General features: G+C 59.1%; 9 protein-coding genes. 4 read left to right on the forward strand and 5 right to left on the reverse strand.

Annotation, left to right across the window (positions count from 1 at the left end; all coding sequences use genetic code 11):
* Positions 1-6: 6 nt before the first annotated feature.
* From COA65_02640 to COA65_02655, 4 genes are all read right to left on the reverse strand, one after another.
* Positions 7-2,019: a hypothetical protein gene (locus tag COA65_02640; protein ID PCJ61130.1), complete on the reverse strand. Its 2,013-nt coding sequence runs from the start codon at positions 2,017-2,019 to the stop codon at positions 7-9.
* On the reverse strand, positions 2,016-2,813 hold the full coding sequence (locus COA65_02645; GenBank protein PCJ61131.1) for an enoyl-CoA hydratase: 798 nt from the start codon (positions 2,811-2,813) through the stop codon (positions 2,016-2,018). Before COA65_02645 ends, COA65_02640 begins: the two co-directional genes overlap by 4 nt.
* Positions 2,814-2,819: 6 nt before the next feature.
* Positions 2,820-4,421 carry a methylcrotonoyl-CoA carboxylase gene (locus COA65_02650; GenBank protein ID PCJ61132.1) on the reverse strand — a complete coding sequence of 534 codons (1,602 nt, stop codon included), beginning with the start codon at positions 4,419-4,421 and terminating at the stop codon, positions 2,820-2,822.
* Positions 4,422-4,491: 70 nt separating this feature from the next.
* On the reverse strand, positions 4,492-5,115 hold the full coding sequence (locus tag COA65_02655; protein ID PCJ61133.1) for a TetR family transcriptional regulator: 624 nt from the start codon (positions 5,113-5,115) through the stop codon (positions 4,492-4,494).
* Positions 5,116-5,301: 186 nt separating this feature from the next.
* On the opposite strand from COA65_02655, the gene COA65_02660 reads away from it, so the two are divergent.
* Together COA65_02660 and COA65_02665 are read left to right on the forward strand one after the other, a co-directional pair.
* On the forward strand, positions 5,302-6,084 hold the full coding sequence (locus COA65_02660) for a 1,4-dihydroxy-2-naphthoyl-CoA synthase (GenBank protein PCJ61185.1): 783 nt from the start codon (positions 5,302-5,304) through the stop codon (positions 6,082-6,084).
* A 59-nt stretch (positions 6,085-6,143) separates the two neighbouring features.
* The gene (locus COA65_02665) at positions 6,144-8,117 is read left to right on the forward strand and encodes an AMP-dependent synthetase (protein PCJ61134.1); all 1,974 of its coding nucleotides are present in this window, start codon (positions 6,144-6,146) and stop codon (positions 8,115-8,117) included.
* 15 nt (positions 8,118-8,132) lie between these two features.
* Here the strand turns inward: COA65_02665 and COA65_02670 are convergent, their stop codons facing one another.
* Positions 8,133-9,281 carry an NADH:flavin oxidoreductase / NADH oxidase gene (locus COA65_02670; GenBank protein PCJ61135.1) on the reverse strand — a complete coding sequence of 383 codons (1,149 nt, stop codon included), beginning with the start codon at positions 9,279-9,281 and terminating at the stop codon, positions 8,133-8,135.
* A 266-nt stretch (positions 9,282-9,547) separates the two neighbouring features.
* On the opposite strand from COA65_02670, the gene COA65_02675 reads away from it, so the two are divergent.
* Both COA65_02675 and COA65_02680 read left to right on the forward strand, forming a co-directional pair.
* A complete protein-coding gene (locus COA65_02675; protein PCJ61136.1) occupies positions 9,548-11,779 on the forward strand; it encodes a hydantoinase in 2,232 nt (743 codons plus the stop codon).
* 10 nt (positions 11,780-11,789) lie between these two features.
* Positions 11,790-12,356 (forward strand): acetone carboxylase subunit gamma, encoded by a 567-nt coding sequence (locus tag COA65_02680; protein PCJ61137.1) that lies wholly within the window; start codon positions 11,790-11,792, stop codon positions 12,354-12,356.
* The last annotated feature ends 33 nt before the right edge of the window (positions 12,357-12,389 follow it).

Below are 12,389 nucleotides of genomic sequence, written 5' to 3' on the forward strand. Positions count from 1 at the left end.
GTGGGGTTATTCGGCTATTTTTTCTTCGGGGCCGATCTCGACGAGGGGGGCTTTGTGCGCGACGGTGGCACCCTGTTTGCAATGGACGTCTTCGACGATGCCATCTGTTTCGGCGACCAGATTGTGGACCAGCTTCATGGCTTCCATGACAACCAGAACGTCACCCGTTTTTACGCGGTCCCCCTTCGTGATGGAAAGGGCCGTGATCAGCCCCGGCATGGGCGCGTAAAGGGTGTGGTGGGTTGTTTGCGGGGCGCTGGCGCTCTGTTCGGCGGCAAGGTGGGATTCCAGCGTGAAGACGGTGTTGTGACCATCGCCGGCGATGACGATTTGATCTTCGGTAATAACGGCGCGAAATTCGTGCCGTTCGCCATCCATCCACAGACATATTCGATTGTCGGGCAGCCGTTTGGCGCGGACATCGACGCTTTGCTCGCCCCGGGTGACGTAATAATTGCCGTCATGGCCGGCGATTTTGACGTCTTCGGCCGCGTCCTGGCGTTGCAGGCGCAGATGGGTCACGCCGGGGTTGATGCTTTGGTCCATCACCCGCCAGGGGCCAAGGGATTGCCAGGGGGACGCGGCGTTTGTGCCGGGCTCCGGTGCGCCGGTTTCCACATGCAGCACATAGGCAATGCCGGCCAGAACTGCGTCTGCCTCTGCCGGGGCCTCTTTCCAGCCATCGGGAAAGCTTTCGACCAGAAACCGGGTCGTCAGGGGTCGTTCCGAAAAATTCGGATGCGCCAGCACGTCGCCCAGAAAGGCGATGTTCGTCGTCACCCCGGCCAGGGCGTAATTGGCAAGGGCGGCGATTAAACGCTGGCGGGCCTCCTCGCGGTCTTTGCCATGGGCAATCACCTTGGCCAGCATCGGGTCGTACCAGGGCATGACCTCGCTGCCTGCGGCAACGCCGCTATCGACGCGCACGCCGTCGCCTTGGGGTTCGTCATAGAGATACACCGGGCCGATCTCGGGGCGGAAATTATCGGCCGGGGCTTCGGCGTTTATGCGCGCCTCAATCGCCCAGCCGGAAACGGCAAGGTCGCTTTGTGCGAAGGGGATAGCGTCGCCCGTGGCGATCCCGATCTGTAATGCGACAAGGTCCAGGCCGGTGATCATTTCCGTCACCGGATGTTCGACCTGAAGGCGCGTGTTCATTTCCAGGAAATAGGCTTCGCCGGTGTCCTCGTCATAAAGAAATTCGATCGTGCCGAGGGAATCATAGCCAATGGCCTTGGTGATACGAATGGCGTAATCGAAAAGCGCCGCGCGCATTTTTTCGTCCAGAAAACCTGCCGGGGCTTCTTCGATGATTTTCTGATGGCGGCGCTGGATGGAACATTCCCGTTCGAACAGGTGAACGACGTTTCCATGCTTATCGCCGGCGACCTGCACTTCAATGTGGCGCGGGTTGAGGATTGCTTTTTCCAGCAGGATGGTTTCGTCACCAAAGGCGGCTTTTGCTTCCTGGCGTGCGAGCGACAGGGTTTCCAGAAAGGTTTTTTCGTCTTCAACCAGGCGCATGCCCTTGCCGCCGCCACCGGCCGAGGCCTTGATGAAAACCGGGAAGCCGATACGCTTTGCCGCTTTTTGCAACGTGGCACCGTCCTGGGTTCCGTAATGGCCGGGGACGACCGGGACCCCGGCTTCCTCGGCGATTTTCTTCGCTTCGACCTTCGACCCCATTTTTTGTATGACGTCGGCCTTCGGCCCGACGAAGCCGATGTTCGCCTCCGCGCAGGCCTGGGCCAGGGCGGGGCTTTCGGCCAGAAAGCCATAGCCGGGATGGATGGCGTCCGCGTTCGCCCGCTTTGCCGCTTTTAGAATAGCGTCGATGTTGAGATAGCTGGCCGCCGCTTCCTTAGGGCCGATGCAATAGGCTTTGTCGGCAAGGCGCACGTGGAGTGCGTCGGCGTCGGCCTCGGAATAGGTGACGGCGGTGCGAATGCCAAGCTTTTGACAAGTCTTCAGGATGCGAACGGCAATTTCGCCCCGGTTGGCGATCAGCAGGCATTTCATTGTTTTTTTCCTTTTCGCCACCAGGGGGCCTGTTTGTTCAGGAAGGCGGCAATTCCTTGCTGGCCCTCCTCGGTTTCCCAGGCATCGGCAAGCGCGTTCAGCGTGTAATCGCGGTTTTCTTTATGGTCGTGCGCGGCCACGAAATGGACCAGCCGTTTTGTCGCGGCAATCGCGCCCGGCGCGGCCTGTAAAAATTCCGCGACCTCTTTTTCGATCGCCGCGTCCAGATCTTCCGGGGCCACCACCTGGCTTAGAAGGTTCAGCCCATGGGCTTCCTCGGCGGAGAAAAGCCGGCCGCTGAAAAAAACCGTGCGTGCATTTCCTGGGCCCATCCGCCGTACGACATAGGGCGAAATGGTCGCCGGTATAAGGCCGAGGCGCACTTCCGTCAGGCCAAAGCGGGCGGTGTTGACGCCGATGGCAAGGTCGCAGACGGACATCATGCCCGTGCCGCCGCCATAGGCGGACCCGTTGATCCGCCCGATCACGGGTTTTGGCAGGCTGTCCAATTCGTAAAGCATGTCGGCAAGTTCACCGGCCTCCTTGATGCGGCCTTTGCGCGTCATGGCGGCATTGGCCTCCATCCAGCGCAAATCGCCACCGGCACAGAAACTTTTTCCCTCGCCCGTCAACACGACGACACGGATTTTCTGGTCCCCGGCGATGTTGCGTACCGCGTCCCGCATTTCGGCGATCAGCGCTTTGTTCATTGCGTTGTGAACGTCCGGGCGTGCAAGCGTCACCTGGCAGACGCCACGGTCGTCGGTTGCAACTTTGAGCGTTTCGTAAACCATGTTCTCTTACATCCGGTAGACGGGGTGATAGCCCGTCTCGGGTTCAAGCGCGTCGCCAAGGGCCAGGCACAGGCCCAGCGTGTCGCGCGTCTTCGTCGGTTCGATCAGGCCGTCGTCCCAGACCCGCGCCGTGATGTGATAGGGGTCGCCCTGTTTGGCATAAAGCGCCTGGGTGCGTTCGGCGATGTCATCCAGTTCCTTCTGAGTCACCTTGCCGCCGCCGATGCCTGCTTTTTTGACTTCCGTCATGACGACGACGGCGGTGTCGCCGGCCATCGTCGCGATGTAGGACGTGGGCCAGGTGAACAGGAAGTTCGGCATCAGGCCTGCGCCGCACATTCCGTAATTTCCGGCACCGCAGGAATTGCTGACGATGACGGAATATTTCGGCACGCGCGCATTGGCGACGGCGTAAACAAGCTTCGAGCTGTGTTTCGCGATGCCACCTTCCTCGGCCTCCCGGCCAACGATAAAGCCGGTGACGTTGTGCAGGAACAGCAATGGAATGTTCCGCTGACAGCATTTTTCAATGAAATGGGCGCCCTTTAGCGCGCAATCGGCAAACAGGATGCCGTTGTTGGCGAGGATGCCGACGGGATAGCCGTGCAGATGGGCAATCCCGCAAATCAGTTCTTCGCCGAAATGCGGTTTGAAGTCCTCAAAGTCGCTGTCGTCCACCAGGCGGGCAATGACTTCGTACATGTCAAAACCTTTTTTGCGGTCCTTCGGCACGATGCCAAGCAATTCGTCTGCCGGATAACGTGGCGGCTTCGTGGGCTGCTTTTTTGCATGGGCCGGCCGCGTCCAGTTCAGTCGGGCGATGGTGGCGCGCAATTTCCCCAGGGCTTCCGGTTCGCTGTCGGCAAAATCGTCGGAAACGCCGGAAACCCGTGTGTGCATGTCGGCGCCGCCCAGGGCTTCCGGATCGACGATTTCTTTGATGGCCGCTTTCACAATCGGCGGGCCACCCAGAAAAATGCGGCCCGATCCCCGGACCATGACGACATAATCGCAAAGAACCGGAATGTACGCGCCGCCCGCCGTCGAACCACCGAAGACGGCGGCAAGCTGCGTCAGCCCCTGGCCGGACAGGCGGGCCTGCAAATAGAAGGTATGGCCGAAATGCCGCGGGCCCGAGAAGACTTCGTCCTGATGGGGCAGGAAGGCGCCGCCGCTGTCGACAAGGTAGATGACCGGCAATTTGTTCTGCAACGCAATTTCCTGGGCGCGGATATGTTTTGTCACCGTTTCCGGGAAGAAGGTGCCGCCTTTGACGGTGGGGTCATTGGCAATGATGACGCAGGGCGTTCCGGCAACGATGCCGATGCCGGTGACGATGGTCGCACCCTGGGCGGCGTTGTCGTATTTTCCCCAGGCGGCGAGGGTTGAAAGTTCCAGAAAAGGCGTGTGGGGATCAATCAGCATGTTGATCCGCTCGCGGGGAAGAAATTTATTGCGCGAACGGTTGCGCGCGATCTGGCGATCGCGGCCGCCATCAACGGCGTGCGCCTGGCGTTCGCGAAGGGTTTGAATCCTTTCCTCATAGAACGCCTTGTTTTCCAGGAAGGCTTCCGAGGCTGTGTCGATTTTTGATGCAATCAATGCCATTCGCTTTTCCGTCGTCGGGTCTGTTGCGGGGGCGCCCGGAGAGGGCTGGGTGGATCTTGCATTTGCGTTGTCATCCCGTTCCCGCTGGCTGAATGCCGTTCATGAGGATGTCTGTATACGCCTCGGCAAGGGTCTCGATCTTCTCCCGGCCAGGTTGGTACCATTCGATTGTCCAGTTCATGGCACCGAAAACAAGGGCCTGCAAGGCTGTTAGATTGATGTTGCCCCGGACCGCGCCGGCTTTTTGCGCGCGGTGGTACAAATCGGCCCAGTAATCTTCATAGGCCCGGCGAATTTTCATGTGACGGTTGCGAATGTGTTCGGGGGCCTGGCTAAAGACGCGAACATTTGCTGACATGTAATCGCCGTGCTGAACAAGCGAAGCCAGGTGGGCCCCTATGGCGACGTGAAAACGCTCGCGCCAGGAGGCGTTTTCGGCCATGTTTTCGACCTTGTGGCGAACGTCTTTAAAGACGGCTTCGATGCCGATGTCGAGGACCGCTTCGAGAATCTGTTCCTTTGAATCAAAATGGTAATAGACGCTGCCGGCCTTCATGCCGACGGCGCTGGCGATGTCGCGCAGCGTCGTTGCGTAATAGCCCTTCTGGCGGAAAAGCGCCGCGGCGGCGCCCAGTATTTCCTGCCGCGAGATGGCGGATTTGCGGGCCGGGCTGGGGGCAGCGGTTGCCATCATTTTTGTTTGCTTTTCACTTTTTTTCTAACTAGCATTAGCTAGGCTTTTGCGCGCGGGCCTGTCAAGCTTACCGTTCTGCATTTGATAAAAAAACAGCTGAAAAACTGGCTTTTTTGGCGATTTATCGTGGCGGTTATGCTGGCGGTGCTGGTGCAATTAGAACAAGGACGGGGAAGGGCAGCCATTATGGCCTATGAAGACATTCTCTACGAAGTAAAAGAAGGCGTTGCGCGGATTACCATCAACCGCCCGGACAAAATGAACGCGTTTCGGGCGCAGACCGTAGACGAACTTTTGGACGCCTTTGCGGATGCCAGCTGGAACCGTGACGTCGGTGTCATTGTGCTCGCCGGGGCGGGCGACCGCGCGTTCTGTACCGGCGGCGACCAGTCGGGTCATAGCGGCAGTTACGGGGCCAAGGGCACGCTCGGCATGCAGATCGAACAATTGCAGGCGGCGATCCGCCTCGCGCCGCAGCCGGTTATCGCCCGGGTTCAGGGGTACGCCATCGGCGGTGGCAACGTACTTGCCCTGCTGTGCGATTTAACGATTGCTTCGGACAAGGCGCAATTCGGCCAGGTGGGGCCGAAGGTGGGTTCTGTCGATCCCGGCTATGGGACCGCCTATCTTGCCCGGGCCGTTGGCGAGAAGAAGGCGCGTGAAATCTGGTATCTTTGTCGGCGCTACAAGGCCGATGAGGCCTGCGCGATGGGCCTGGCAAACGTTGTTGTACCCCATGACAAGCTGGATGAAGAGGTTGCCACGTGGTGCACCGAGATTCTGGAAAAAAGCCCAACGGCCCTTGCCATTGCCAAGCGATCCTTTAATGCCGATACGGACCACATCGGCGGCATTGGCAATCTGGGCATGCAGGCGCTTGCCCTTTACTACGATACCGATGAATCCCGCGAGGGCGTGAATGCGTTTATGGAAAAGCGCAAGCCTGATTTCCGCAAATTCGTTAAGTAACGTTGCGGATGCTGTGAAATCAGAAGTAACGCGGACGCGGTGAAACCAGGGGAAGGGCGATGGCAGAGGGGAAAATTCCAACCGGAGAAATTCTCTGGCGCCCTTCGCCCGAGATTAAAGAGAAAAGCAATTTGACGGCGTTTCTCCGTAGCGAGAATCTGCCCGATTTTGCTGCCCTGCTTGACCGTTCGAACGCGGACCCGGAATGGTTCTGGAATGCGTTGATCCGCCATTACGACATCCGCTTTTACAAACCCTATGAACGTGTTCTCGATACTTCGGACGGGATCGAATGGGCGCGCTGGTGCGTCGGTGGCACGACAAATGTCGTGTTGAACGCGCTGGACCGTCACCGCGATACGTCGATCTGGCAGAAGGACGCTGTTGTCTGGGAAGCCGAAGACGGCAAGCAGCGCAAATGGACCTTCGCGGAATATGACGCAGAGGTCTCGCGCCTTGCAGCCGGCTTGAAAAAGCTGGGCATTGGCAAGGGGGATGCCGTCGGCCTCTTCATGCCGATGGTACCGGAAGTTGCCGCTGCGTTTCTTGCCGTCGCCAAGATCGGCGGCATTGTCGTGCCGCTTTTCTCCGGTTTTGGAAAGCAGGCAATCGCCGTGCGCCTGAACGATTGTGAGGCGAAAGCAGTTATCACGGTGGACGCGGCCATCCGTCGCGGCAAACGCGTGCCGATGAAAGCCACCCTTGACGAGGCCCTTGATGATACGCCCTCCGTTCACAGTGTCGTCGTTCTGAAACAGTTCGACGAGACGGTTCCGTGGAATGCGGCACGCGACCATTGGTGGTCGGAACTGACAGCCGACATGCCGACGGATTTGCCGACAGAGGTCATGGACGCTGAAGCGCCCTTCATGGTTGTTTATACGTCCGGCACGACGGGCAAGCCGAAGGGGACGGTGCATTCCCATTGTGGTTTTCTGACAAAGGTCATTGCCGATTTTGTGCTCTGTCAGGATTTCAAACAAAGCGACCGCATTCTCTGGATCAGCGACATGGGTTGGGTGGTTGGTCCCCTTGAGGTGCTGCTGGCAGGGTTTGCCGGTGCGACGATGGTGCTGGTGGAAGGCACGCCGGATTACCCGGACAAGGGCCGCATCTGGCGCCTGGTTCAGGACCACAAGGCAAGTTTTCTCGGCATCGCGCCGACGATCGTTCGTATCTTTATGGCCCATGGCGCGGAATTTGCCGAACAATATGATCTTTCTTCCCTGCGCATCACGGTCTCGACCGGCGAGCCGTGGACGCCGGATTCCTGGCGGTGGTTTTTCCACCACATCTGCAAGGAAAAAGTGCCGATCCTGAATATTTGCGGCGGCACCGAAATTGGCGGCGCGATCATCGGCAGCATTGTGACGCTGCCCTTAAAGCCCTGTTCTTTCAACGCGCCGATGCCGGCGATGGGGGCCGATGTCGTGGACGACGCGGGCAAGGCAATCATGCCCGGCCAGGTCGGCGAACTGGTGTTGCGTCTGCCCTCTATCGGATTGTCACGGGGCTTGTGGAAGGACGCGGATCGCTACATCGAAACCTATTGGAGCACCTTCCCCAATCTTTGGCGCCAGGGCGACTGGGCGGCCATCGACGAAGACGGCATGTGGTACATCCTGGGCCGTTCGGACGACACGTTAAAAGTTGCGGGCAAGCGGACAGGCCCGGCCGAGATCGAAGGCGTCATTCTTGAGACTGGCCTGGTTGCCGAGGCCGCCGCCGTCGGCGTGCCGGATGAAATCAAGGGGTCGGTCGTCGTTTGCGTTTGCGTGCCGGCTGTGGGCGAAACAGCGGACGAGGCCCTGAAGAAAAAAGTTTCCGACGCGGTTGTCGGCGGTCATGGCAAGGCCTTTCTGCCGAAAGACATTGTCTTCGTCGCCGACCTTCCCAAGACCCGGTCCATGAAAATCATGCGCCGCGTTGTGCGCGCCGCCTATCTTGGGATCGACCCCGGCGATCTGTCATCCCTGGTCAACCCGGACACGCTGGTGGAATTGCGTGCGAAGGCCGGCGGGGAAGGCGTGTAAAGAAAACGCGAACGGTTACTTCTTTTGACCCGCCTTTGCGGCGGTTCGGGCGCGACGTTCCAGCCACCAGCCATATTCCGGCGGCCAGGCCGAATAATCCAGCCGGTCGCCAAGGGCCAGCGTGGCGTGAAGCGCCCAGTTCGGGTCGTCCAGCGCGGCGCGCCCGATGGCAATCAGATCGGCGCGGCCTTCCTGCAAAATGGCTTCCGCCTGTTCCGGTTCGGTAATCAGGCCGACAGCAACGGTCGGCACATTGGTTGTCTTGCGCAGCTCTTCTGCCAGCGGCACCTGAAATCCTGGTCCGCGGGGCAGCCCGTCTTTGCGTCCCAGCGTTGCTGCGCCGCCGGACGAACAATCGATGGCATCGACGCCGACCGCTTTTAATGCTTCCGTAAGGGCGATTGAATCCTCAATCGACCAGCCCTTGCTTATGCCGTCGACGACGGACAGGCGGACGAAAAGCGGCCGGTCTTTCGGCCAGACGCTGCGTATGCGCGCGGTGGTTTCAAGCAAGAAACGCATCCGCCCTTTGCGGTCGCCGCCATAGGCGTCTTTGCGGTGGTTCGTCAACGGTGAAAGGAATTCGTGCAGCAGATAGCCATGCGCGGCATGAATTTCCAGAACGTCGAAGCCTGCCTCGACGCTGCGCTTCGCCGCCGCCTGCCAGGCCGCCTGCACGTCTTCGATGTCGTCTAGGGACATCTCGCGCGGGGCCGGGCCGCCGGGCACATAGGCCATGGCCGATGGCGCAATCGTTTCCCATGGCGGATCGCCGCGCGCGGCGTCCGTTTCTCCCAACGGCTGGTATCCTTCAAAGGCGCGTTGATAGCTTCCCTTGTGGCCGGCATGGGCAAGCTGTACCCCGGAAAGCGTCCCATGGGCGCGCGCAAAATCCGTAAAGCGCTTCAACGGCGCGATGTGGTCGTCTTTCCAGATGCCAAGGTCGCCGTGGCTGATGCGCCCGCGTTTTTCAACTGCGGCGGCTTCCGTAAAGACGAGGCCAAAGCCGCCGATCACGAATTTCGAAAGGTGGGAAAAAAGCAGGTCGTTCGAGAAACCGTCCCTGGCGTAATAGACGACCATCGGCGAAAGGACGAGTCGGTTCGAAAACCGCCGACCGCCTAGCGTGTAGGGGGAGAGAAGAAGAGAGATTGCCTCGGTCATTGCAGGCCAAGGTGAGAAGGTTTTTGTTGCTTTGCAAGCAATTTCTAGATATCGCGGCACTTGCCGCGAATATGGATACGTGAAAAGCTGATGGGCTTAAAAGAAATCCTGCTAGGCGGTGCCCCGCCTCGAAGGGACGGAATGCGGAGCGAGGAAGGACACGAACGCTTCAGAGTTTTTTTGCAACGGTTTTGCGCGTCGGTCTGGCAGGGTCGGTGCGTTTGAGGCCATGCTTTCGGCCTCGCCAGGATCGGAGGGTTGCGGGGATGAACGTCATTAGAAAGCCTGTTCGGCGCGAAGAGGAAACGTCCGGGGCGGGCGGTCTTACGCTTCGTGAATTGCTGGCGCAGCGGGRCCAGCTGACAAAAGACACCGGCCATTATTGTGGCGTTACCGAGCTTACGCTTCGCGATTCAGACCCGGTAAAATACGAACGGTTTTATTCACGCATTCATTCCTGCGTGCTGGCGGCACGCGAGGTGGCCCGTTACGTCGCGGCGTCTCCCGGTGGCCGCGAAATGGGCGAATCCCTTTGGGCGTTGACGACACCGGAAGGTGACTCACTTGCCCTTTCCCTCGGCTTCTTCTCCCATTGTGCGGCGATGCCGGTGGCCGTGCGCTACATGATCGATGAAGGCTACGAGGACAACCCCGGCATCCGGGATGGCGATGTCTTCATGACGGATGACGGCCTGACGGGTGGCGCGCCGCATCCGGGCGACACCTATTGTTATGTGCCGATCGTTGTTGCCGGCGAGGTTGTTGGCTGGGCGGTTGGGTTGAACCACATCATGGAGGCCGGCGCGCCGGTTGCCGGCAGCTGGCCAAGTTTTAGCGTCGATACCTTTATGGATGGATTCGTTTTTCCGCCCATGAAGACGGGGGAAAATCTCCGTCAGGCGACCTGGTGGAATTCGCTTTGGAAACGGCGCACGCGGGCGGCGACGCTGAACATTCTCGACGACAAGATGCGTCTTGCCGGTTGTGCGATGATTCACAAGGCAATCCACGAAATCGTCGAGGAATTCGGCTTTGATTATTATCGTCGCGCGATCCGCGAGATCATTGAAGAAAGCCGCCAGCGGATCATGGACAACATTCATGCCCTGATGATCCCAGGCATGCAGCAGGGCTGCGCCTTTCGGATCGCAAAATACAAAGGCATGCAGCAGATATGGCCCCATGCCGACAAGGACCATCTGATCCATGTGCGTCAAAGCCTGGAGATCGACGATCGCGGTCGCGTCGTCGTCGACATGGAAGGGACATCGCGCTGGGGCTATCACGCCTTCAACGGTTTTCCGGGCGGTGCCGATTGCGCGCTTTATCTCAGCATGGTGAACACCTTTTCCCATAACACGAAGGTAACGGCGGCGATCAACCTTGCCGTTGAAAGCAAATATCCAAGAGGCTGCCTCTACAACCCGGACAATGAATTTGCCAGTACCGCCGTCATCTGGGCGCAATCCGTCATGATGAACAGCCTCGCCTTCAATGCCATGAACCGTGCCATGTTTGCGCGCGGTTACATGGAAGAGGCCTTCACGACGGACGGTGACTGGGAAGGTGTGCAGGGTTCCGGCGTGCTTGCCGATGGCACCCCTCACGGGTTTACGAATTTTGAGTGGGTTGGCGGCGTTTCCCGGGGGGCCTTCTGCTACCGTGATGGCGAGCCCATGTGTTGGGCTGAGTGGACGCAGCTTTCGAATGTCGGCAATGCCGAAGAATTCGAATATCTGATCCCGCCTTTCTTCTATCTCGGCCGGTCGCTGCTTCCGGGTTTCTGTGGCCATGGGAAATATCGCGGTGGCCTTGGCCAATCCTCGGTCCACTGGATTGTCGAACCGGGCCAGCGCCTGGGCGTCAGTCACAGCGGCGGCGGCACGGCCATCACGACCTTCCTGGGCATCGGCATGAGCGGTGGTTATCCGCCGCCAAATGCGTTTACCGTGACGGCCCGGGGCACGAATATCGACGCGGTGATCAAGGACAGCGGCGAGACGCCGCGCAATGCCCTTGAACTGATCGAACAGGCTGCAGATGGCACGCTTAAGGTCGATGACCTGAAGGTCTGGAATTACGATCCGCCGGAACTGGAAATGCAGAACAATGATTTATGGGCCAATGCGGCGGGCGCGTCCGGCGGTTGGGGCGACCCGATCGAGCGCGAACTGGACCTGATCCGCGAAGACCTCGACATGGGCTGGGTGCCTTATGAACATGCGGCCCGGGTTTATGGCGTCGTTGCAAACAAAAACGCCGACGGCACATGGACGATTGACGCGGCGGCGACGGAGAAGAAGCGCGCTGAAATTCGCAAGCAGCGCCTTGCCAAGGGACGCCCGGTTTCCGAATGGTGGCAGGACGAGCGCCGCAAGGTGCTGGACCGTGGTTTCAGCGAGGTGATTGCGGACATGTATCGAGGTTCGATGAGTTTTGCAAAATTCGACAACGAGTTTCGCAGTTTCTGGGCCCTCGATTCCGACTTTGTGATTTAGGAGAGGCAAGATGGCAAAGGTGGATAAAGGCCTGGTCGAACAGCTGGTCGAAGGCACAATCAGCCATGAAGACGCGCGGTCGCTTCTCAAGATGGACAACAAAGACCCGGAACGATTCTGGACCTATCTCGAAGTCCTGCAGGCGCGCGTGCCGTGGAAAGATAAGATTATGCTTCGGCTTACCGACCACCTTTACATCGTGTGCAAGGACAACGGTGACCGTGTCGTGAAATGCGACTGCGGCCATGAGTTTGGCGATTATCGGTCAAACTGGAAGTTGGGCGCGTTTATTCGTCTGCGCGAGACGCCGGAAGAAATTCAGGAAGTCTATTATCCGGCCCAGGCCTGCCCCGATCCGGAGTGGGTTGTTATCCGCGAATATTATTGCCCGGGTTGTGCCGCGCAGCTTGCGGTTGAAATAGTGCCCCCGGGCTATCCGATTGTGTTTGAGATGTTGCCGGATCTTGACCGTTTCTACCGGGATTTTGTTGACCAGCCCCTGCCTGACGCAAAACCGGACTGGTACCAGGACCGGACGGGCGAGGTCACCGCCGGCTGGGCCAAAGCCAAGGCTTAAAAAAAGCTCGATCGCGTCCGGTTTTCGGGCGTT

This window comes from Rhodospirillaceae bacterium (assembly GCA_002746255.1).
Classification (GTDB): domain Bacteria; phylum Pseudomonadota; class Alphaproteobacteria.